The sequence below is a fragment of the Mycobacteroides sp. CBMA 271 genome (assembly GCF_009729205.1).
Classification (GTDB): Bacteria; Actinomycetota; Actinomycetes; order Mycobacteriales; family Mycobacteriaceae; genus Mycobacterium.
The window spans coordinates 120,467-140,731 of record NZ_VTHB01000006.1; the positions used below are offsets into that span (position 1 = coordinate 120,467).

The following is a 20,265-nucleotide window of genomic DNA, read 5'->3' on the forward strand; positions in this document are numbered from 1 at the left end:
GCGCTACTGCGGGAGCTTCTTTGCGGTAAGAGTGGCGACCTCGACGGCCTTCGTGCAGGCATCGGGGATCTGTTTGAGAGCGGGCGCATCCGAGACGACCAGGATGATTCCGACGGTTGCCTGCTGAGAAGGGAGTTCGACGAAGCAGCTCCGCATGTCTCCCGGTTCGTCGCGGTAGGTGACGCCGTTCAACCTCTCGATGGTGATGGGTAGCGCGCCGGGAAAGAGGTTCTGATTGAGGTACCGGTCAATGGTTCCGTTGAGGACGGTGATCTGAACCCTCCAGCCCGTCGCGTGGCACTTGCACCCGCGCAGGAGCGCAGAACCGATGTCGACACCCGAGGCGGGGTCGAGGCCGACTCCTCGAAGGTCATCGACGCCGTAGGTCACGCACGGATCAAAGGAAGTGCCGTCGTTTTTGCTGGTAGGCGGCTTATGCGGAATTGTCGAGGTGGGCGCAGGGGTCGACGTCGTGGAACTGGTCGTCGACACGGTTGTCTGTGCGGCTGACGAAGACATGGCCACGGCTTCTCCGTCGGTGGAGCTTGTGCAGGCCGCCACACTGACGGCTACTAAAGGCCCAAGCAGAATGGCTCTACGCAACGCGCCCCCATCGCTGATATTCCATCCGAAACCCCACCTTGCTCCTCAGGCGCCAGTCACCACACGCCGGGCACCAGCCGGTATCGCACCCGCGCCGCGTACTCGGGGTAACCGTCCAATTCTTGAGTGAGCAGCCGCTCCTCCCCTACCGCTCGAAATGCCAGCGCTACAACGGTTATCGCCGATCCGATGAGGCTGTACCACGAGCCGAGCAGCAGCGGCATGCCGATCATGAACGGGACCGCGCCCGAATACATGGGGTGTCGCACGTAGGCATATGGGCCGGTGTCGGCGACCGTATGTCCCCGCTCTGCTTGAACTTTTACGACCGGTGCGGCGAAGCTGTTGGCCCGGAACACGAAGACCATCGACAACAGCGAGACGGCAATCAGCACGGCGCCGACCACCTGAACCCAGATGGGCACCGCGGACCAACCCCAGCGATGGTCGAGGCCGGGTACCGCAAACCACGCCACCGTGCCGACCGCCGCGAACACCACAAACACTTTGTCCCAGGCGGTTTGGTTCGCCTGACGCGGCGATCCGAGCCGCTCGGCCAGCAGCGCCGGGTTGTAGTTCAGCAGCCACAGATGTACCCCAAGATTGAGGACGGTGACTTCGATACCCAGGATCCACAGTTGCGGCCAGTTCCAGGTGCCGGCGGCGAGAACCAGCAGCCCACCCAGCGCGACCGTGGACACGATGTTTGTGACGAGCAGCTTCACCAGCAGCCGCGATGTTGACGGCACCGAGTCGGTCATGTGTCGACGTTACTGCGCGGCCAGCCGCTGTAGCAGCAGCGTGGACTCGTCGGGCCCGAGTTCGATGCCGAAGATTTCCCGGAGCGAGATCAGAACCTCGTGGGGTGTCAGCTCCTGAGTGGTCCTGCCAACGCCTGCCCGCACGTCGTGCAGCTCCCGGTGATCCAAGATGTACGCGCGATCCGGCATGATTCGCTGGACGAAAACCCTTGTACTGAACGGGGAGCGAGGGCTCGACGCGACGAAGTAGCTCGCGGCGCGGTAGTCGATGGGGTATTGCGGTTCGAGTACAAAGGTGTGTCGGCTCATCCAGCCGGATTGCGACCCGTCCCCGGCAGCCTCCGAAAGGGTCCAGCCGTCGGCCCCGGGCGTCACCTCGCTGCGCCGCAACAGGTAGGTCCACGATTCGTCGGTGACGACTGCTTCGTCGACCAGGCGTATCGGTAGGAGCGGACTGGTACCAAACCCGACATCGCACAGCCATTGCTCTCCGTCGAGTCGAACAACGAGCATGCCGTGGGTGGCAGGCCGAATTGCGGTGGCGCCCATCTGTACCCGGCCCTGGATACCAAAGAAGTCGAAGCCGAGACGCTCCAGCGCGGCCGCGAAAAGTGCTACGTGCTCGTAGCAGTACCCGCCCCGGGGCCCGCGCAACAGTTTGGCCTGGACCGTAGGAATGTCGAGTGCGACGTGCTTGTAGAGCACCGCATCGAGGTTCTCCCACTTGATGTTCAGGACATGTCCACGCTGCAGGCGGCGAAGAGTTTCCATGGAGGGCGACCGGTCGCCGTCAAAGCCGATGAAGGCCAGGTACTCGTCGAGAGCGAGTTCGTCACCGTTCCACATGGACACCCCAACAACGTTACGGCGCCGCGTATGCCGGTATCGGGGCAGACTCGCCCGGCGACTTCTCCCGGCCACCGGACGATGCATGACGATCGCGGCGCGGGCCTCGGTACCACTGAAGTACCTGACAGAGAAGGAGAACCGTGCACACCGCATTTATCCGGGTGAAGGTCAGCCCCGACGCTGCCGATCGCGCCGCGCAGGCGACGCTCGAGTTGGTGGCGCCGACGCGCGCCGAGCCGGGCTGCATCACCTAAGAGTTCTACCGTGACCCTGGACGACCCGTCGTTGTTCCTGTGCCTGAGCACTGGGAGTCGCGGGAGGCGATGGATGCGAACGAGACCACCCCGCAGTGGCAGAGTCCCTGACCGAGCTGGGGCCGCTGATCGAGAAGTAGGAGTACAACCACACCGCAGAGCTGTGAACAAGGGGGTTCCGGGCACCGGGAAGATTTCTGAGGATTCTTGGAACCAAATCGCCGCCCGGCGCGTCGGAGCAGTATGAAAGGTGAATTCCGGCTGCGATCAAGGAGGTGAGGCAGCGAATGGGTGACGATGAATTCCAGCGTGACCTCAACCTAATCAGCAGTGTGGTTGAGCGGGGTGTACGCGAGATTGAGGCTGTGCGCCGAGAAGCCGAAGCGGCTATCAAGCGGCAGGCGGCTGCGTCTGAATCAACCGAAGTGCTCCCGCAGCGACAGGCACCGGCTCAACCGCCGTCTGATCTGGAGGAAGACGATTTCTTCCAATTCCAGAGGCCGTTTCAGTGACGGCCACAGGCTTGTCTGAGGGAAGGTGCGGCTAGTGCCGGCGGTCACCAGCGCGGGTTCGGGAGGCGAACGGGTGAAGCTCGACCCTGAGGCGATGAAGCATGCGGCCAGCCAGGTGGCGGGGCTTGCTGAGCGTCTTATGCCTGCGAGTTCCCACGGCACCGAAGGTTCCGGTCCGGAACGGTCGATTACCGCAGTAACGGCAGTCGCTGACAGTGCCAACCAGGTGCTGAAGGTGTGTGCCACCTTTCTGCACGAGGTAAGTGGGTACCTGAACAGCACCGCGGACGCGTTCATCAACACGGAAACCCGCAGCGCTGCGGCAATAACCGCTGCTGCCCCGGACCGGAGTTAGGGCTGACCATGGCGCTGCCCACGAGGTCGCACATCGAGCATTGGCGCACCGACCACCTGGAGTCCGCCGCGAAAAGCTGGTCGGATCAAGCGGGCCACATCGAGGAATCGTTGCGCCAGGCGCGGTCCTTCATCGACAACCTCGGCTGGGATGGCCAGGCGAAGCAGGCGCTATACAAGCAACTGGAACAGGCGGAGGCGAAAGCCCGTCCGGTTATTGCAAACCTGCGGTCGACAGCAGAGAAGGCACGAGCCGGGAAAATCGAGCTAGACGCGAAGAAGTCGGACGCGCTGGCCGCGATTGCCGCTGCGGAGCGCGATGCCTTCACGGTCAACGAGGACCTCACTGTCATCGATAAGCTGCCCCCGATCGGCGGTACGCCGGGCATCACGATCCGAGCGACACAGAGGGCCGCACATCAGGCCACGATCCAGGCGAGGGCACAGGCCCTAGTTACCGTCGACAACCGGATTGCGACGGAGATGCACGCCGCTGCAGCGGAACTCGACCAGTTCCATCTCGGAGGACCAGGTGGCGGCACTGATTTCAGCGGCGATCCAAAAGACCCGAAGATTTCGGGTCCGTCCGGACCGTTGAGGCCTGAGGAAAACAAGCCCGATTACGGCAACGCGGATCTGGGATTTGGCTTCGCGGATGGCCAAGGGCCGACGTTCTGGGGTGATCCTCAAACGGCCGATGACGACGGCAACCCCGTCAAGCGACCGCGGGACCCGAAGCTTGAGCAAATGCTGGACCCTGGAGATACCAAACACCGTGCGCTGCCCACAGGCACTGCTATCGGTCCGAACGGCGAACGTTACGTGTTTGCTAGCAAGCCGGAAATTGGTTGGGATGCCGAACGAGACGCGCAGGGTAGGAGTCGCTATGTCACCGAAAGCACAGCGTATGACTGGTCGGACCCCAGCCACCCACGCAAGATCGACCCGTTAGTGGATTCCAATGGCCACCCCATTTTTCAGGCCAGCGGTGCCTACGACAAGGCCACCAATAGGATGGTGATCGTCGGCAATGCTTCAGATCTGAATGCAGACGGCACACGAAAGATGTGGCTGTCTGACCCCATCAAGGCGGGCGATCCGCCGGATAGCTGGACGAGGTCACTGCATGATCAGGGAGCGATCCCCGGTCTCGCGGGTGCCCGCGAGAATCAGGTAGTTGCTCTTCAGGGTGGAGGATTCATGCTCACCGGCTCCGATGACATGATGCGGCCAGGACACGGACCTGCAGCCGGTGCAATCGTGGCAGCAACGCCCGAAGGATTACTCAAGGTCCCACCGCAGGCGGCGACGAATCTCTTCCCCGACAGCGGTCAGTGGCCGGGTATTAAGGGTGGACACGCTGCGCCGTATGCGCCGACAGTCGTCGGCACTACGTGGGATCCTGTCAAACAGGTCGAAACCGTTCAGCTGCGCGTCAGTACGTGGGAAGTCGATCCCAACTGGAAGCCGAACTCTCCAACGGACATACCACCGTATAATCCAAAGACGTACTTGACGTCTGTGCCAGTCTCTCAGCCGAACCCCTAGGAGTCGTGGCCATGAAACGAATTCTCGCTTCGACTGGTCTCATCCTGACAGGCCTTGCTCTTGTGGCATGCACAGTCGCGGCACCGCCCATCTCTGCAGATCCACCGCAGAAATTTCCCGATCTGAATGGATTCACATCGGTTGACCCAACGCCGTACGCGATGACCGGGCGATGGGGAACCTTCTACACATTCTCAACATCCGACGGATCTATCGGATGCAATAACCAGAACGGGATGACCGTCACGTGCGGCGGCGACCTTCCTGGGATTCCGCCCACCGCGCCGGATAAGGGAACGGGAAAATGCTCAGTTGCTGGTCCAGATACCTCGGGGGACTCGTCCCACCCGTATGTTCTCGGACGCAACGGAGGTAGTTGCCCCCCGTTCACTACAAAGGTACTCAACGCAGGGCAGAAGCTGGCTGGCGGAGATATTCAGTGCATCGTCGGAGAGAGCAACTTGGTTGCCTGTATCAACACCAAGGACGGCCACGGCTTTGTGCTGCGCCCTGAAGGTAGTTGGACGTTCTGACTGCAGACACCGGGGGTCTGAAGGGCGCGCAGGCTCGCGAGCGCGGCATCTGGCTGCGAGGCAACGGTGGAACCGGCCGCTGACCAAATTCCTGATCTTGCACAGCTGGGACCAGTCGACCCCGGACCCTTTATCTGGAAATTACGGAGCCACTCGGTGTTTCGATTCAGTGCAACCAATGGCCCGCCGCATCATGGTGGCTATTTCGTGCACTAGCGTGGCGTTGGCTATGTCGGTGTCGGCGTGTGCTGATCCGCCGCCTAAATTTCCGGACCTGAACGGGTTTGTTGCGGCTGACGCGAATCAGTACACCCGCCCGGGGCGCCAATGGAGCGGGTACCTCTTCTTCACGACGCTGAGTGGGGTGAACTGCCAAATCGTTAGCACGGTGGTTTGCGGTGGCAATATTCCGGGAATCCCCAGTGGCAGCGTGGGTCACGATGGACAGGGGTGTGGTCGTGTTACAAAGGGCGGCTCGTCATCCAGCGGACCCGAGTCGTACAAGTTGTCGAGTCACGACGGGCAATGCCCGCCGTTCGCAGACACGATCCTGAATGCAGGACAAAAGCTCTCAATCGGAGATGGAAAGACCAGTGCTACATGCGCCGTAGCGGACGGGGACGTTACGGCCTGCGTTGATTATTGGAAGCACGGCTTCGTCCTCCGACCAGAAGGCAGCTGGACTTTCTAACGTCTGTCGCACCCCGCCAATAGAGTGACCCCTATGCCGCCGGAGAAGCCGACCATCTTCTTTGCCTCCCAACAAGACTGGGAAGCCTGGCTGGAAGATAATCACGCCGACTCCCCCGGCGTCTGGATCAAAATGGCCAAGAAGGCCTCCGGCGTCCGCAGCCTCAATTACAAGGAAGCTCTGGAAGAGGCGCTCTGCTTCGGATGGATCGACGGGCAAGCCAAATCGATCGATGAGACCTACGGCCTGCGCATGTTCACTCCCCGCCGCTCGCGCAGCAGCTGGTCGCAGATCAACGTCGGCCACATCGAACGCCTCACCAAAGAAGGCCGACTCAGGCTCGCCGGCCAACGGGAAGTGGACGCCGCCAAGGCAGATGGCCGCTGGGACAACGCCTACAGTTCGCAGTCCACCATTGAGGTGCCTAACGATTTCGCGAAAGCTCTCGAAGCCCAACCCGATGCGCTGACGTTCTTCGAATCCCTCACCAAGAGTGCGCGCTGGCCATTCCTCTACCGGTTGACGACCATCAAGAGGCCCGAGACGCGTGCACGGCGCATCGCCCAGTACGTCGAGCTACTGGCGGAGGGTAAGAAGCTCACCTAGCCCTTGTGCGCCACCGACACCATGTAGTCGGAGAACAATCCGGTGACACGGAAACCCACCGGATTGAAGGACAAGCGCCAAATCGGATTGATGTGCCGCATATCCGGGTCACGCAGGCGCTTGCCAAGGAACTTCCCCAACGGCGGATACACGTCCTTCGAAATCGACCATGTCTCTGCACGATGAAAACCGGTGCTCAACAACAGTTCCCGGTATCCGCGCAGATCTACCGCCGCCCGCAGCGTTGCCTCGGGAGCGTTGCGCCAGCCGGTGCGTTCGGCGCGACCGCGCGCGAATGCCGTCGCCAGCGAGCTGCGCGGCACGATGTCCGCGGTCACTAAACGTCCACCCGGCTTGAGCACCCGTAGCGCCTCGGTGAAGAAGTCGCGACGCGACGGAAAGTGGAAGGCCGATTCCAGCGCGACTACTTTGGTGCAGGACTCGTCCTCGAACGGCAGCTCCGTCGCCGAGGCCTTCACGTACTGCACGGTGTTCGACAGCCCCGCCTCGGCGACGCGACGCGTCGAGATCGCGATCTGCTCCTCGGCCAGGTTCACCCCGGTGATGTGCCGCACGCCAAACTCCTTGGCCCACAGGATGTCCTGATCGCCATAGCCGCAACCACAGTCCACCACCTCATCGGACGGGCCGAAGTCGGCGCTGCGGGCGACCAGCCGGGCCAGGTCGCGACTGGCCTCGTCGAGAGTTCTCGGATTGTTGCGCCAGTATCCGAAGTTGATGAACAGCGACTCCTCGCCGAACAGGTTCTGGGTGCCGACGATGTCGTACACCTGCCCCGTTTTGGGCCCATCGGATGGCGTCACGGCGATGGCAGCCATCTGCCGCCACTCCTCGGCCCAGCGGCGTAGCCGCTCTCCGGTGGATTCGTCGACCGTACGAGGCAATGTGGTCATGTGGGCGGCTCCCTTGTCGCGACGCTGCGATACCTAACATCTGTAACAAATAGTACCAGTAATTGTTAGTATCGGCATTAATGCCTCCTGTACGCGCCACAGGGCCACGCATCCGCCTGCACCGGCGCCGTCTCGACTAGGCTGGTGGGGTTGTCGGGTGCGCTGTCCGTACCTGGCCGATGAATCGAAAGCGAGCAGATGACCGACACCACGCTGCCACCAGGAGGCGACGACGCCGTCGACCGGATCGAGCCGGTCGACATCCAGCAGGAGATGCAGCGCAGCTACATCGACTACGCGATGAGCGTCATCGTGGGCCGAGCTCTCCCCGAAGTGCGCGACGGCCTCAAGCCCGTGCACCGCCGCGTCCTGTACGCGATGTACGACTCCGGATTCCGGCCCGATCGCAGCCACGCCAAATCGGCGCGCTCCGTGGCCGAGACCATGGGTAACTACCACCCGCACGGCGACTCCTCGATTTACGACACATTGGTACGCATGGCGCAGCCCTGGTCGCTGCGCTACCCGTTGGTGGACGGCCAGGGAAACTTCGGTTCGCCGGGTAACGACCCCGCGGCAGCTATGCGTTACACCGAGGCCCGGCTCACCCCGCTGGCCATGGAGATGCTGCGTGAAATCGACGAGGAGACAGTCGAATTCGTCCCCAACTACGACGGCCGCGTCATGGAGCCGACCGTGTTGCCGAGCCGGTTCCCGAACCTGCTCGCCAACGGTTCGGGCGGTATCGCCGTCGGTATGGCCACCAACATGCCGCCGCACAACCTGCGTGAGCTGGCCGAGGCCGTCTACTGGGCGCTGGACAACTTCGACGCCGACGAGGAGTCCACCCTCAAGGCGGTCTGCGAGAGGGTCACCGGTCCCGACTTCCCGACCCATGGCTTGATCGTTGGCAGCCAAGGGATTCACGACGCTTACACCACGGGACGCGGCTCCATCCGCATGCGCGGTGTGGCCGAGATCGAGGAAGACTCCAAGGGCAGAACGTCTTTGGTGATCACGGAGCTGCCGTACCAGGTCAACCACGACAACTTCATTACCTCGATCGCCGAGCAGGTGCGCGACGGCAAGATCGCCGGCATCTCCAACATCGAGGACCAGAGCTCCGACCGTGTCGGCCTGCGAATCGTGGTGATACTCAAGCGCGACGCCGTCGCCAAGGTAGTGCTGAACAACCTTTACAAGCACACCCAGCTGCAGACCAGCTTCGGCGCCAACATGCTCTCGATCGTCGACGGCGTGCCACGCACCCTGCGTCTGGATCAGCTGATCCGGCATTACGTCGACCACCAGTTGGACGTCATCGTGCGGCGCACCCGGTACCGGTTGCGTAAGGCGAACGAGCGCGCGCACATCTTGCGCGGTTTGGTCAAAGCCCTTGACGCCCTTGATGAAGTGATCGCGTTGATTCGCGCTTCGCAGACCGTCGACATCGCTCGGACCGGCCTGATCGAGCTGCTCGACGTCGACGAGATCCAGGCCCAAGCCATCCTTGACATGCAGCTGCGCCGGTTGGCGGCGCTGGAGCGGCAGAGGATCATCGACGACCTCGCCAAGATCGAGCTTGAGATCGCGGACCTCGAGGACATCCTGGCCAAACCGGAACGCCAGCGGGCCATCGTCCGCGATGAGCTCAGCGAACTCGTCGAACGGTATGGCGATGACCGTCGCACGCGCATCATCACCGCCGACGGGGATGTCGCCGACGAGGACCTCATTGCACGCGAGGACGTCGTCGTCACCATCACCGAAACCGGGTACGCCAAGCGCACCAAAACCGATCTGTACCGCAGCCAGAAACGCGGCGGTAAGGGCGTGCAGGGTGCGGGCCTGAAGCAGGACGACATCGTCAAGCACTTCTTCGTGTGCTCGACGCATGACTGGATCCTCTTCTTCACCACCAAGGGCCGTGTTTACCGCGCCAAGGCGTACGACCTGCCCGAGGCCGCCCGCACCGCGCGCGGCCAGCACGTCGCCAACCTCCTGGCCTTCCAGCCGGAGGAGCGCATCGCCCAGGTCATTCAGATCAAGAGCTACGAGGATGCCCCCTACCTCGTGCTCGCCACAAAGAACGGCCTGGTCAAGAAGTCCAAGCTCACCGAGTTCGACTCGAACCGCAGCGGCGGCCTGGTGGCCGTCAATCTGCGCGACGGCGACGAACTCGTGGGTGCGGTGCTGTGCTCGTCCGAGGACGATCTGCTGCTGGTGTCGGCGCACGGACAGTCCATTCGGTTCAGCGCCACCGACGAGGCGTTGCGGCCGATGGGCCGCGCCACCTCCGGTGTGCAGGGCATGCGTTTCAACGGCGAGGACGATCTGCTGTCGCTCAACGTCGTGAGTGATGGCCTCTACCTGCTGGTGGCGACCGCGGGGGGTTACTCCAAGCGGACGGCGATCGAGGAGTACCCGGTGCAGGGACGCGGCGGTAAGGGCGTGCTGACGGTTCAGTACGACCCGCGTCGTGGATCTCTGGTGGGCGCACTGATCGTCGATGAGGACGCCGAGCTGTATGCCATCACCTCCGGCGGTGGCGTCATTCGCACCATCGCGAAGCAGGTGCGTAAGGCGGGTCGTCAGACCAAGGGTGTGCGGTTGATGAACCTCGGCGATGGCGACACCTTGTTGGCCATCGCGCATAATGCGGATGAGGGCGACGCTGAGCCTGAAGAGGGCACAGTCGACGCGACCGCAAGCGAGTAAGGAGCCGTAGGTGAGTTCACCGAACGATCCCGGGGAGTCTGGCGGAAACGAGCGCCCCGTGGACCAGGCGGACTTGCCTCCCTGGCAGCGGGCGGAGCGGCGGCGTGGCTCACATGCCGCCGCTACCGGCCCGCAGCGGGTTCCCAGCGGGGAGCCGCGCCCCGGTGGCGCCCCGACGGAGATCATCCCTGTGATCGACGCCGACGCGGCCCCGCCGACAGCACCCACCCCGGCGCCGCGCCCCGGAAACCGCCCGTCGACGGGATTGGATGCCCGCCTCAGTAGATTCATCTCCGGGACGGCTGCACCGGCCGGATTCAACACTCCGCCGCCGCGGCCCGAACACGATCCGGATCTGGATCCGTATGACGAGCTGCCGGAGCCTGCCGAACGACCGGAGCGGCCGAACAGAACCGAACGCCCAGAGCCGACGCGCTCGGGCACCCCGTGGGGAGAATCCAGCGCGCAGGAACCTATGCGCGCCCCCAAAAGCCCACTCAAGAATGAGGACCTGCCGGATCTTTCCGGCCCCGTCCCCCGTCCCCCGCGGAACAGAAGCGATGCGGCACAGGGTGGTTCGTCCGTCACCGTCGGACCGTCGCGTAAGGGCCCGCTGCGGGCGGCCATGCAGATCCGGAGCATCGACCCCTGGGCGACGCTCAAGGTGTCACTGGTGCTGTCGGTGGTCTTCTTCTTCGTCTGGATGATCGCGGTCGCGATGCTGTACCTGGTGCTCGGCGCGATGGGCGTCTGGTCGAAGCTCAACGAGAACGTCGGCGAGCTCATCACCAACAGTGGCGGCGGCGAGCTGGTGTCCAGCGGCACGATCTTCGGCGCCGCCCTGCTCATCGGGTTGATCAACATCGTGTTGATGACGGCGGCCGCCACCATCGGTGCGTTTATCTACAACCTGACCACCGATCTTGTCGGTGGTATTGAGGTCACGCTGGCCGACCGCGACTAACGGTTTGGGATGCATCCGTTCCGTGCGGTAATCTCTGCGTTCGGCTTCCTAGTGAAGCTGAGAGACGGGGCTATAGCTCAGGTGGTTAGAGCGCTTCGCTGATAACGAAGAGGTCGGAGGTTCGAGTCCTCCTAGCCCCACCACACTCGTTGGGAGGTACGCCAGGTGAGAGTGCTGCTGCTGGTACTCGCGCTGCTGGGCGTGGCCTACGCGCTCGGAATCACCGTGGCGCGCAACAACATGGAAGTGTGGCACACAGCAGCAGGCGAGGGGCCTTAGCTCAGTTGGTAGAGCGCTGCCTTTGCAAGGCAGATGTCAGGAGTTCGAATCTCCTAGGCTCCACTCACGTTTTCGTTCCGCGAGTCCGCGTTTTCGCGCAGATACGTTCTACGGCTGAGGCCGCGGATCAACGCTTGGCGCCAGCGGTGACGGCTCGGGCTGTCCCGAGCGCCGCAACACGCTGAACGCGACCGCCCCGGCGCCCAGTAGACCCACGACCGCCAGCCCGGCTAGCGCGCGCGGCAGCTTGCGCTTGCGGGCACCGCTCACCACCGCGGGGAGGGTATCCACGACGTCGGCGACGGCATCCTGCACCTCCGACGAAACCGCCTTGCTCCGACGCAGCAGCTTGCCCGCCGCGGTCTTCGCGAGCCCGAAACCGAGTCCGGCAGTGCCGCGTGAGACGTCGATGGGGGCCAGCGCGGCTTCCTTGAGTCCCCGGACCAGGCGTTCCCCGGAGGTCAGCTTGACGGCAGGTTCATCGGTCTTGGTCAGCAGGCTCATCGTCAGCGGGTCCCTTCGTTGGGGTGATTCCACAGTGGTACTCCAGATTGCCATCTTTGCGCATCTACAGCCATGGCCGCGTCGAAAAGACACCCGCGCCGAGTGGCAGTTGCGAAACATCTGCATGAATGTTTTTTCGGCGCAGATAAGGTGTTTGTCGTGACTTCACCAATCCAGACTCAGACCGCCACCCTGCACACCAACCGCGGCGATATCGTCATCGCTCTGTTCGGCAATCACGCACCCAAGACGGTCGCCAACTTCGTCGGCCTGGCCGACGGCAGCAAGGACTACTCGACCAAGAACGCCAAGGGCGAGGCCGCTGGTCCGTTCTACGACGGAGCCATCTTCCACCGCGTCATCGAGGGCTTCATGCTTCAGGGCGGTGACCCCACCGGCACCGGCCGTGGTGGACCCGGGTACCAGTTTGCCGACGAGTTCCACCCGGAGCTGCAGTTCGACAAGCCGTACCTGCTGGCGATGGCCAACGCCGGACCGGGCACCAATGGTTCGCAGTTCTTCATCACCGTCGGCAAGACCCCGCACCTGAATCGCAAGCACACTATCTTCGGTGAGGTCGTGGACCCGGCCTCGCAGCAGGTTGTCGACGCCATCGGCTCCACTGCCGTCGATCGCGGTGACCGTCCCACCGAGGACGTCGTGATCAACTCCATCACCATCAGCTAGATGGCTCATCCCGGACAGGTACCGGTCTACGGGTGCGCCTGGCACCCGGACCGGGCCACCGCGGTGCGGTGCGTGCGGTGTGGTCGCCCCGTGTGTCCGGAGTGCATGCGATCAGCGCCCGTGGGCCAGCAGTGCGTCGAATGCGTCCAGCAGGGCGCCAAATCGGTGCGTACGGTCAAACCGTTGCGCCAGGCGCGGGCGTGGATCACCTGGGCGCTGATCGCCGTCAACGTGCTCGTGTATGCGGCGACGGTGTCCGACGGCACCGATGGCGACCTGATGAGCAGCCAACTGTTCCGGGAACTGGTGTTGTACTTGCCGTGGGTGGCCCAAGGTGAGTTTTGGCGCACCATCACCACCGGGTTCCTCCATCTGAGCCTGATGCATATCGCGGTCAACATGCTCTCGCTGGCCATGATCGGGCCCGGCCTGGAGCGCGCATTTGGCGGCCAGCGATACGTCGCCATCTACGGCACGGCGCTGCTCGGCAGCAGCGCTGCCGCCATGTGGTTTACCCCAAATACCTTGGTGGCCGGTGCATCTGGTGCCATCTACGGCCTACTGGGCGCGGCGCTGGTGCTGTCTCTGCGCGAGCGGCTGAACCCGCAGACCATCATCGTGGTGCTGGTGCTCAACATCGGACTCAGCATCTCGCTGCCCGGTATCTCGTTGGCTGGGCATATGGGTGGGCTGGCGTTCGGGGTGCTGAGCGCCGGCGCGCTGCTGTATTACCGCGAGGTGTGCCGGTGGGTGGGCATGCCTGAGCTCATCCGGAAGCCGGCGACACCGTGGGCGCTGGCGGCGGCGGCGACGGCGCTGTCGGTGGCGCTCATCGCCGCGAAGGTAATCACCTTTACGGCTTAGGCAGCGTGGCCGTCATGATGCGTCGTGCTGCGTGAAACGCAGCGACAGGTAGCTTTTCGACGGGGAATGATCGGCCATACCGTTCGGCGATGTCTCCGCTGGATTCCGAAGCGATGCGCCACCCGTGACCCGCCAACCACGCACTAGGCGGTGTGCGCTCACCCGGATAGAAGAGCATCCACGGGTTGGCCGCGCGTATGGGCTCCGGAAGAAATGCGTCGGCAAGGCTGTGCCACATTTCCTGTGGGCCGAAAACGATGTCGTGATCGGTGATGATCCAACTGCCCGGTGCGGACAGTTCGATCACGCGTTCCAGCAGGTAGTCCTGTGCCTTGGGCGTCAGACCGATCAGGATCTCCGCGATGAGCCAGGCCGAGGGTTCATCGGGGTCGAATCCCTTCGCGCACAACGACGTGGGCCACGCGGTATCGGCGTCGGCGTGTACGACTGCGCGTTGGCAGCGTGGCTGTGCCCCCAACATGGCCATGACGGGGTCCTTGAATGTGAACGTGCGCAGGTAATCCAGCTCATAGACGGTGGTGGCCGATGGCCAGGAAAGTCGGTACGCCCGGGTGTCCAACCCCGCTCCCACAAGCACGATCTGGCGGACGCCGGCATCCGCAGCCCGTAACAACTGATCGTCGTAGTTACGGTCGATTGCCGCGCCAAGACGAGAAATGGTCCAGTGAAAGAGCTCAGGGGCGGTCACCGGGGGCTCTACCACGGGCGTCTCCATGTAGGCGATGCTCAACGGGTTCCCCGCGGCCATGACCAGGGCAGAGGCAAACGGATCCTCGATCAGCGGCTCATCGTGGCGGGTCTCGATGGCGCGCGCCGCCGCGACGAATAGGTCGTAGTCGAGCTTGCTGGGTATGGAGACGGCGGCACGACCGGAGGGGGCGTCGGGGCGGTCCATTGGCGGGGTCCTCTAGCAAGCGCGGATAGGGAAATACCGCGCTCGACGCGGCCCCGTCCACCCGTGTAGCGCTTGAGGTCAGGGTAGCGAACTACTGGGCGCTACCCAAGCTAATCAAGATGATTGATGGATGGACTCGGTGGGAGGCAGCCGGGCCGTGAGGAACTGCCAGTTGGCGTGCCCTTTGACGATCTCCGGCACGTCTTCGGTGAACGGCCGACCGTAGTCTTCGCAGATCTCTGCCATCGTGCGAACTTGTGTGATCCAGCCGTGCCCGGTCAACCACTCCGAGGGCCGCATTCGAGCTTCGGGGTAGGTCCCCATCCAGAGATTTGCATCTCGAATCGTCTCGGGCACCACGGGTTCGGCCAACGAATCCCACACGTCGATCGAAGGCAGGAAGCTATCGGCATCGCCGCTGATTGCGCTGCCGGGTGCGGAGAGTTCGATCAGATGCTCAAATAGCGCATCTTGGTCGGTCGGCGCCATGCCGGTCATGATCAAGGGGTGGATGAGCCACGCGGTGGGCTGCTCGGGATCGAACCCGACCGCGCACAGGCTTTCCGGCCACGCCTCGCTAACCCCGGTCGTGGCGACCTGTCGATGCGTCACGCCGGCCACGACGCCATGGTCTCGGAGTACTCGGGTGGTGAATTCGAGGGTGTAGGGATAGTCGACCTCGTAGAGAACGGCGTCCTCTGGCCAGGTCAGACGGTAGGCCCGAGTATCGAGTCCGGCGGCGCACAGCACGATTTGGCGAGTGCCCGACTCAAGTTCGGCGGCGATGAAGTCGTCGCCGTCGCGGATCAACACTCCGGCGGCATTAATAAGAAGGAACGTCCCGTCGGTCCCCGAAGGATTCTCCGGGAATCCCGCGGCAAGCAAAGCTGTGCTCAGGGGCTCATTGGCGGCCTCGACCAGAACCCTGGCGAGCGGGTCGTTGATCAAAGGATGTCCGCGTTGACTTTCCAGCGCACGTATCGCGGCGGCGAACAGGTCGAACTGGAGCTTGGGTGCCGGTGTGGACACCGCGCTCTTCTTCTCGTCCATTGGGCCACTCCCCCTTCCCACGTTGCGGTGAGCCCCGTGCTTTCAGATTATCGACCGAACGGCAAACGGGTGGTGGGACGCGAAAGGCGACAGCGAAGTGCCAGTTCTGGAACAAACCTCACGGAGAGCTCTGCTTGCCGGTGAGATCCGGATGTTCCAAATAGTCGACCGGTAGCGTCGCGGTGAGGAAGTGGCGGTCCGCGAGATCCTGGAATCCCCGAGCCAGTACCTCGTCGAAGGGTCGTCCGTAGCATCGCGCGAGTTCGCGACCGGTGCGCGTCTGGGTCAGCCAGCCGTGCCCAGAAAGCCAATCACCGGGGAGCGTGCGTTCGTCGTAATGCGCCAGCACCGAGAAGTCGGCGTCGCGAAGGGTCTCAGGGGCAATGGCATCCACAATGTCACCCCATGTCTGACCGAACGGGGCCAGCGGATCGTTGTCCGTCGCGATGGTGCTGCCAGGCGCCGACAGCTCGATGATCCGCTCGAACATTGCATCCTGGCTGCTACCGGGGATGTTGGAGATGACGGCCTCGGCAAGCCACGCCGTTGGTGCGTCGGGATCGAATCCGGTCAGGCTCAGCTCCGCCTGCCACTGATCGGCGAGTCCGCAGTGGACCAGGCGCTGTGTGGCCTGGGCGTGTGCCCCCGCGGCGTCGAGCACCTTCGTCTTGAGGGTGAGGACCTCGGGGTAGTCGACCTCGTAGACGACGGTTCCCTCGGGCCAGGAAAGTCGGTAGGCGCGCGTATCAAGGCCCCCGGCGAGCAGCACCACCTGTCGGGTACCTCCCGCGACGGACGCAAGCAATGACTCGTCGTAGTACCGGCACATTATCGCCAGGTAGTTGGTCATCAGGTGGGTGCGGATCTCGTCTTCCGTCGACGGTTCCTCAACGACGCCGATGTCGAGGAGCGCCTGGGTGTACGGGTCCCCGGCGGCGGCGACGATCAGGTGGGCGTGCGCGTCCAACAGCAGCGGCCGTGCGCGCTGTGATTCGAGAGCGCGCAGAGCCGCAATGGTCAGCTCAATCTGCATCCCGCGACGAGCGAATTCCCCATCGGCACCCGCCCCGGCCACCGTGCCTCCCAGTTCTCATCCCCGTCGTCAAACTTAACGAATTTGCCCTGGCACCCATCGTTCCAGACCGAACAGCCTTTAGCGATTGCAAGGGAAACTCTAGCGGAGGAGAGACCTGAGGTCTCAGCTAAACGGAATGTGGGTGTTCGGGGTGGTCGCTACTGGCGCACGGCGGAGATGAAATAGGCGTCCGACCACAGCGCGGTGATCTCACTGTGTTCGCTCGGTGCCGGCCGCCCGTACGCTGCTGCCTGTTCCAGGCGGTCCGCGGCGTCGACCCGCCAGCCGTGTTCGCGGAGCCAGTCAATCGGATCTCTGCGCTCGTCGTCGTAGATGAGATCGCCGACGCCGATGTCCTTGACGAAGTCCGGCCGCAGCTTGGCTACGGCGTCCTGCCATTGATCGGCAGTGGCCACCCGCCGACGCCATTCGGTGGCAAGGAAGCTGCCGGGCGCGGAATGCGCGGTGACCTTCTCGAACAGCGCGTCCTGGGCCGCTCCGGGTAGATACGCCAACAGCCCCTCTGCGAGCCAGGCCGTCGGCTTCGTCGCATCGAAGCCGGCGGCCTCCAGGGCGGCAACCCAGTCATCGCGTAGATCGGCGGCGACTTCGCGCCGCTGCGCCCGGGGTGTCGCCCGCTGCGCGGCAAGCACCTGATCCTTGAATTCGAGGACCTTCGGCTGATCGAGCTCATAGATGACGGTGCCGTCCGGCCAGGGCAGCCGATAGGTACGAGCATCCAGACCGACGGCCAGGATGACCACCTGTCGAATTCCGGAACCTACTGCAGCAGTAAAGAATTCATCGAAGTACTTGGTGCGGACGGCGAGGTGATTCACCAGGTAGGTGGTGGCGACGTCCCACTCGGCCTCGGGTTTGGCAGCCGTCAGGGCCTCGGTGAGGCGGGGCTCGCCGGCGGCCTCGACGAAGGGGCGCGCGTATTCGTCACGAATCAGCGGTTGGGAGCGGGTGGTCTCCAGTGCCCGGAACGAGGCGACCATGAGCGCCGTGAATCCGACGCTGCTGACGATGTCCCACTGATCTCCGTCGGTCCGTGCCATGCGCCCACCTTGCTCGAAGGATTAGTTACCTAAGGCAACGATACGCTGGTGACGGGGTTCACGTCGGGTAGTGAGCTTTCCGCAGCGCCTCGACAACATCGCGGGGGTCGGTGCCCAGATCCCAACGGTTCAGCACGATCAGCCGATCGCCGGATTCGATCTCCAACAGCCGTGCACGGCGGCCCAGTCGCCGGAACTCGGAGACCTTCACCGAGTCCACCGCAGCGCGGGGCAGCGACGTGATGCCGGTGAGAGCTTGCATCTCAAGTCCGTCGGCGGTGATGCGGAGTTTGGGACGGCAGCGCCAGGACACCGCGGCGAAGCCCAGCAGTCCGAGGGCGGCCAGGAGGGCGAGCAGGCGACCGGGCGCATCGGCGACCAGGAAGACGGCAGCAATACCGAAGGCGGTCCCGACGAAGGCCGCGGCGGCGATGCCGACGGGTTTCGGGCCCCATTCGGCGACGGGAGCGGAAGACGGGTTATCCACAGGCGTTATCCACAGTGGGGATAAATAACATCGATGTGATTGGGTGTCCGCGGGGTGGACTCAGTGGAAAACACCGGCAACGACAGCATGACGAGTATCAGCGCCACCGCATGGTCAGGAGCAGTCCTGTGATCATGAAAGCAAACGCAATGGCGTAGTTCCACGGGCCCAGATCCAACATCCAGGTGATGTGTTGCGAGGCGAGCTGGAACACCATGAGCCAGGCCAGGCCGATGAGCATGAGGGTGAGGAAGAACGCAACGAACCACACGCTGGACGGGCCAGCCTTCACCTTGACCGGGGTACGGCTAACAGTGGTGGTGTTGAAGGCTGACTTCTTACGGACCTTGGACTTGGGCATCGACTACCTCGGAAGCATCTCGGATGTGGCGGCACGGCCGATGGTCGCCGCGGCCGGTGTCGGTATGGGTTCCTACGCAGGTTACAGCCCCGGGCTGCGACAATGCTCTGGTGACCTCCGATGAGCCGCTTGTGCGAAGAGGTACGGGCCCCGATGAGCCCATTGCGCGGCGAGCGGGGGGCCCTATCTGGCGGGTCGGTGTGCCGCTGGTGTGCGCACTGGCCGGCTTCCTGCTGGCCGCGACGTACACGGTGTCGGGCGGCAGTGAGATCCGCCGGGGCGACTCCCCGTCCCCGCGATTAGTGGACCTGGTGCGCGAGACGCAAAGGTCGGTGGACAAGCTCAGTGCTACCCGTGACGGACTAGCGAACGAGATGGCCGCCGCGCGTGAGCAATCCGCGGGTGGAGACAGCAGGGTGGCGGCGGCGCTTGCCGAAACCGGCGAGATGGCCGACGTCGCCGGCGTGCGACCTGTCACCGGCCCCGGCCTGGTGGTAACGCTCACCGATGCCAAGCGAGACGCGTACGGGCGATTCCCGCGGGATGCGTCACCGGACGACCTGGTGGTGCACCAACAGGACGTCGAGGGCGTGCTCAACGCCTTGTGGAGCGCGGGCGCCGAGGCCATCCAGATGCAGGACGACCAGCGGCTGGTCGCCAGCTCGGTGCCGCGGTGTGTGGGTAACACGCTGTTGCTGCACGGCCGTACCTATAGCCCGCCCTACGTGATCACCGCCATCGGGGATGCCGACACCATGCAGGCTGCCCTCGACGCCGCTCCGCTGGTGAACCTCTACCGGCAGTACGTGGCGCGATTCGGCTTGGGGTACACGGTGACTCGCGGGCATCACCTTGAGGTGGCCGGATACCGGGACGCGGTCGGCCCTGGCCGTGCCGCGCCGATCGAGGGCCGTTAGGACCCCAGCAGAACGCGGTTGGGAAACCGCTGGCGCGTGTCCGTACCCTAAATACGTGCGCATCTTGGTCGTCGACAACTACGACAGCTTCGTGTTCAACCTGGTCCAGTACCTGGGCCAGCTCGGTATGGACGCTGTGTCGATCTCGGTATGGCGCAACGACGACCCGCGGTTGGCCGATACCGACGCGGTGGCCGCCGACTTCGACGGTGTGTTGATCAGCCCCGGTCCGGGCACACCGGAGAGCGCCGGCGCGTCCATTGCGATGGTCCATTCGTGCGCGAAGACGGGTACTCCGCTGCTCGGCGTGTGCCTGGGACATCAGGCGATCGGGGTGGCGTTCGGCGGCACCGTCGACCGTGCGCCGGAGTTGTTGCACGGCAAGACCAGCACCGTCGAACATGAGGACGCCGGGGTGCTGCGTGGACTGCCGAACCCGTTCACGGCCACCAGGTATCACTCGTTGACCATTCTCCCGGATACCGTGCCCGGTGAACTGCGGGTGATCGCCCGCACCGCTAGCGGGGTGATCATGGGAGTGATGCACACCGAGCTGCCCATCCACGGGGTGCAGTTTCACCCCGAGTCGATTCTCACCGAGGGCGGACACCGGATGCTGGCCAATTGGCTCACCTACTGTGGTGCGCCCCTTGATGAATCGTTGGTGCGGTCGTTGGAGGCGGAGGTTGCTTCGGCGCTGAGCGGGGTGTCCGGCCGCGTCGCCGCACTGGGCGGCTAGGGCCTGTCGCGGGACTGA

Annotated in this window: 22 protein-coding genes and 2 tRNA genes; 13 read left to right on the forward strand and 11 right to left on the reverse strand. The window is 63.8% G+C overall.

Features of this window, described 5'->3' with window-relative positions; all coding sequences use genetic code 11:
- Positions 1 to 3 precede the first annotated feature (3 nt).
- The 3 genes from FZI91_RS16745 to FZI91_RS16755 all read right to left on the reverse strand — a co-directional run bounded on the left by FZI91_RS16745 (position 4) and on the right by FZI91_RS16755 (position 2,210).
- Positions 4 to 561 carry a DUF3558 family protein gene (locus FZI91_RS16745; RefSeq protein ID WP_309224105.1) on the reverse strand — a complete coding sequence of 186 codons (558 nt, stop codon included), beginning with the start codon at positions 559 to 561 and terminating at the stop codon, positions 4 to 6.
- A gap of 98 nt (positions 562 to 659) precedes the next feature.
- Positions 660 to 1,364 carry an isoprenylcysteine carboxylmethyltransferase family protein gene (locus FZI91_RS16750; protein WP_203448812.1) on the reverse strand — a complete coding sequence of 235 codons (705 nt, stop codon included), beginning with the start codon at positions 1,362 to 1,364 and terminating at the stop codon, positions 660 to 662.
- Positions 1,365 to 1,373: 9 nt separating this feature from the next.
- On the reverse strand, positions 1,374 to 2,210 hold the full coding sequence (locus FZI91_RS16755) for an arylamine N-acetyltransferase (protein ID WP_155940457.1): 837 nt from the start codon (positions 2,208 to 2,210) through the stop codon (positions 1,374 to 1,376).
- A gap of 143 nt (positions 2,211 to 2,353) precedes the next feature.
- Between FZI91_RS16755 and FZI91_RS24340 the strand changes: the two genes are divergently transcribed.
- From FZI91_RS24340 to FZI91_RS16775, 5 genes are all read left to right on the forward strand, one after another.
- The gene (locus tag FZI91_RS24340) at positions 2,354 to 2,467 is read left to right on the forward strand and encodes an antibiotic biosynthesis monooxygenase (RefSeq protein ID WP_375234356.1); all 114 of its coding nucleotides are present in this window, start codon (positions 2,354 to 2,356) and stop codon (positions 2,465 to 2,467) included.
- Positions 2,468 to 2,754: 287 nt separating this feature from the next.
- Complete coding sequence (locus FZI91_RS16760; RefSeq protein WP_155940233.1) at positions 2,755 to 2,979, forward strand: hypothetical protein; 225 nt, start codon at positions 2,755 to 2,757, stop codon at positions 2,977 to 2,979.
- A gap of 34 nt (positions 2,980 to 3,013) precedes the next feature.
- A complete protein-coding gene (locus FZI91_RS16765; RefSeq protein WP_155940234.1) occupies positions 3,014 to 3,334 on the forward strand; it encodes a hypothetical protein in 321 nt (106 codons plus the stop codon).
- 110 nt (positions 3,335 to 3,444) lie between these two features.
- Complete coding sequence (locus FZI91_RS16770) at positions 3,445 to 4,881, forward strand: hypothetical protein (RefSeq protein WP_239001728.1); 1,437 nt, start codon at positions 3,445 to 3,447, stop codon at positions 4,879 to 4,881.
- Between the two features lie 1,257 nt (positions 4,882 to 6,138).
- The gene (locus tag FZI91_RS16775) at positions 6,139 to 6,711 is read left to right on the forward strand and encodes a YdeI family protein (protein WP_155940236.1); all 573 of its coding nucleotides are present in this window, start codon (positions 6,139 to 6,141) and stop codon (positions 6,709 to 6,711) included.
- On the opposite strand, the gene FZI91_RS16780 is transcribed toward FZI91_RS16775, so the two are convergent.
- Entirely contained in the window at positions 6,708 to 7,625 is a 918-nt protein-coding gene (locus tag FZI91_RS16780) for a class I SAM-dependent methyltransferase (protein WP_155940237.1), read from the reverse strand. The genes FZI91_RS16775 and FZI91_RS16780 overlap by 4 nt on opposite strands.
- Before the next feature lie 198 nt (positions 7,626 to 7,823).
- Here FZI91_RS16780 and gyrA point away from each other — a divergent pair, with 198 nt between their 5' ends.
- The 4 genes from gyrA (at position 7,824) to FZI91_RS16800 (ending at position 11,649) form a co-directional block, all read left to right on the forward strand.
- Complete coding sequence (gene gyrA / locus FZI91_RS16785; RefSeq protein ID WP_155940238.1) at positions 7,824 to 10,343, forward strand: DNA gyrase subunit A; 2,520 nt, start codon at positions 7,824 to 7,826, stop codon at positions 10,341 to 10,343.
- Between the two features lie 10 nt (positions 10,344 to 10,353).
- Complete coding sequence (locus tag FZI91_RS16790) at positions 10,354 to 11,307, forward strand: DUF3566 domain-containing protein (RefSeq protein ID WP_162525957.1); 954 nt, start codon at positions 10,354 to 10,356, stop codon at positions 11,305 to 11,307.
- A gap of 66 nt (positions 11,308 to 11,373) precedes the next feature.
- Positions 11,374 to 11,450, forward strand: a tRNA-Ile gene (locus FZI91_RS16795).
- Positions 11,451 to 11,576: 126 nt separating this feature from the next.
- Positions 11,577 to 11,649, forward strand: a tRNA-Ala gene (locus tag FZI91_RS16800).
- 45 nt (positions 11,650 to 11,694) lie between these two features.
- Here FZI91_RS16800 and cwsA read toward each other — a convergent pair.
- Entirely contained in the window at positions 11,695 to 12,090 is a 396-nt protein-coding gene (gene cwsA / locus FZI91_RS16805) for a cell wall synthesis protein CwsA (protein WP_155940459.1), read from the reverse strand.
- A 159-nt stretch (positions 12,091 to 12,249) separates the two neighbouring features.
- Between cwsA and FZI91_RS16810 the strand changes: the two genes are divergently transcribed.
- The gene (locus FZI91_RS16810) at positions 12,250 to 12,777 is read left to right on the forward strand and encodes a peptidylprolyl isomerase (protein WP_162525958.1); all 528 of its coding nucleotides are present in this window, start codon (positions 12,250 to 12,252) and stop codon (positions 12,775 to 12,777) included.
- A 120-nt stretch (positions 12,778 to 12,897) separates the two neighbouring features.
- Positions 12,898 to 13,641 (forward strand): rhomboid family intramembrane serine protease, encoded by a 744-nt coding sequence (locus tag FZI91_RS16815; protein ID WP_309224112.1) that lies wholly within the window; start codon positions 12,898 to 12,900, stop codon positions 13,639 to 13,641.
- Here the strand turns inward: FZI91_RS16815 and FZI91_RS16820 are convergent.
- The 6 genes from FZI91_RS16820 to crgA all read right to left on the reverse strand — a co-directional run bounded on the left by FZI91_RS16820 (position 13,631) and on the right by crgA (position 18,591).
- Positions 13,631 to 14,557, reverse strand: a complete 927-nt coding sequence (locus FZI91_RS16820; protein WP_155940240.1) for an SAM-dependent methyltransferase — start codon at positions 14,555 to 14,557, stop codon at positions 13,631 to 13,633. The two genes, FZI91_RS16815 and FZI91_RS16820, sit on opposite strands and share 11 nt — an antisense overlap.
- A 114-nt stretch (positions 14,558 to 14,671) precedes the next feature.
- Entirely contained in the window at positions 14,672 to 15,607 is a 936-nt protein-coding gene (locus FZI91_RS16825; RefSeq protein WP_155940241.1) for an SAM-dependent methyltransferase, read from the reverse strand.
- A 118-nt stretch (positions 15,608 to 15,725) separates the two neighbouring features.
- Positions 15,726 to 16,682 carry an SAM-dependent methyltransferase gene (locus tag FZI91_RS16830; RefSeq protein ID WP_309224106.1) on the reverse strand — a complete coding sequence of 319 codons (957 nt, stop codon included), beginning with the start codon at positions 16,680 to 16,682 and terminating at the stop codon, positions 15,726 to 15,728.
- A 158-nt stretch (positions 16,683 to 16,840) separates the two neighbouring features.
- Positions 16,841 to 17,743: a class I SAM-dependent methyltransferase gene (locus FZI91_RS16835; RefSeq protein ID WP_155940242.1), complete on the reverse strand. Its 903-nt coding sequence runs from the start codon at positions 17,741 to 17,743 to the stop codon at positions 16,841 to 16,843.
- Between the two features lie 58 nt (positions 17,744 to 17,801).
- The gene (locus tag FZI91_RS16840) at positions 17,802 to 18,230 is read right to left on the reverse strand and encodes a PH domain-containing protein (protein ID WP_162525959.1); all 429 of its coding nucleotides are present in this window, start codon (positions 18,228 to 18,230) and stop codon (positions 17,802 to 17,804) included.
- 97 nt (positions 18,231 to 18,327) lie between these two features.
- The gene (gene crgA / locus FZI91_RS16845; RefSeq protein ID WP_155940244.1) at positions 18,328 to 18,591 is read right to left on the reverse strand and encodes a cell division protein CrgA; all 264 of its coding nucleotides are present in this window, start codon (positions 18,589 to 18,591) and stop codon (positions 18,328 to 18,330) included.
- 200 nt (positions 18,592 to 18,791) lie between these two features.
- On the opposite strand from crgA, the gene FZI91_RS16850 reads away from it, so the two are divergent.
- Positions 18,792 to 19,508 (forward strand): DUF881 domain-containing protein, encoded by a 717-nt coding sequence (locus tag FZI91_RS16850; RefSeq protein WP_162525969.1) that lies wholly within the window; start codon positions 18,792 to 18,794, stop codon positions 19,506 to 19,508.
- 55 nt (positions 19,509 to 19,563) lie between these two features.
- The gene (locus tag FZI91_RS16855) at positions 19,564 to 20,247 is read left to right on the forward strand and encodes an aminodeoxychorismate/anthranilate synthase component II (RefSeq protein WP_162525960.1); all 684 of its coding nucleotides are present in this window, start codon (positions 19,564 to 19,566) and stop codon (positions 20,245 to 20,247) included.
- Positions 20,248 to 20,265 lie beyond the last annotated feature (18 nt).

Bases quoted from the DNA above. Each gene is read 5' to 3' on its own strand.
- FZI91_RS16835 (WP_155940242.1), bottom strand. From the start codon at position 17,743: ATGGCACGGACCGACGGAGATCAGTGGGACATCGTCAGCAGCGTCGGA.
- FZI91_RS16775 (WP_155940236.1), top strand. From the start codon at position 6,139: ATGCCGCCGGAGAAGCCGACCATCTTCTTTGCCTCCCAACAAGACTGG.
- FZI91_RS16780 (WP_155940237.1), bottom strand. From the start codon at position 7,625: ATGACCACATTGCCTCGTACGGTCGACGAATCCACCGGAGAGCGGCTA.
- FZI91_RS16820 (WP_155940240.1), bottom strand. From the start codon at position 14,557: ATGGACCGCCCCGACGCCCCCTCCGGTCGTGCCGCCGTCTCCATACCC.
- cwsA (WP_155940459.1), bottom strand. From the start codon at position 12,090: ATGAGCCTGCTGACCAAGACCGATGAACCTGCCGTCAAGCTGACCTCC.
- crgA (WP_155940244.1), bottom strand. From the start codon at position 18,591: ATGCCCAAGTCCAAGGTCCGTAAGAAGTCAGCCTTCAACACCACCACT.
- FZI91_RS16825 (WP_155940241.1), bottom strand. From the start codon at position 15,607: ATGGACGAGAAGAAGAGCGCGGTGTCCACACCGGCACCCAAGCTCCAG.
- FZI91_RS16755 (WP_155940457.1), bottom strand. From the start codon at position 2,210: ATGTGGAACGGTGACGAACTCGCTCTCGACGAGTACCTGGCCTTCATC.
- gyrA (WP_155940238.1), top strand. From the start codon at position 7,824: ATGACCGACACCACGCTGCCACCAGGAGGCGACGACGCCGTCGACCGG.
- FZI91_RS16750 (WP_203448812.1), bottom strand. From the start codon at position 1,364: ATGACCGACTCGGTGCCGTCAACATCGCGGCTGCTGGTGAAGCTGCTC.
- FZI91_RS16760 (WP_155940233.1), top strand. From the start codon at position 2,755: ATGGGTGACGATGAATTCCAGCGTGACCTCAACCTAATCAGCAGTGTG.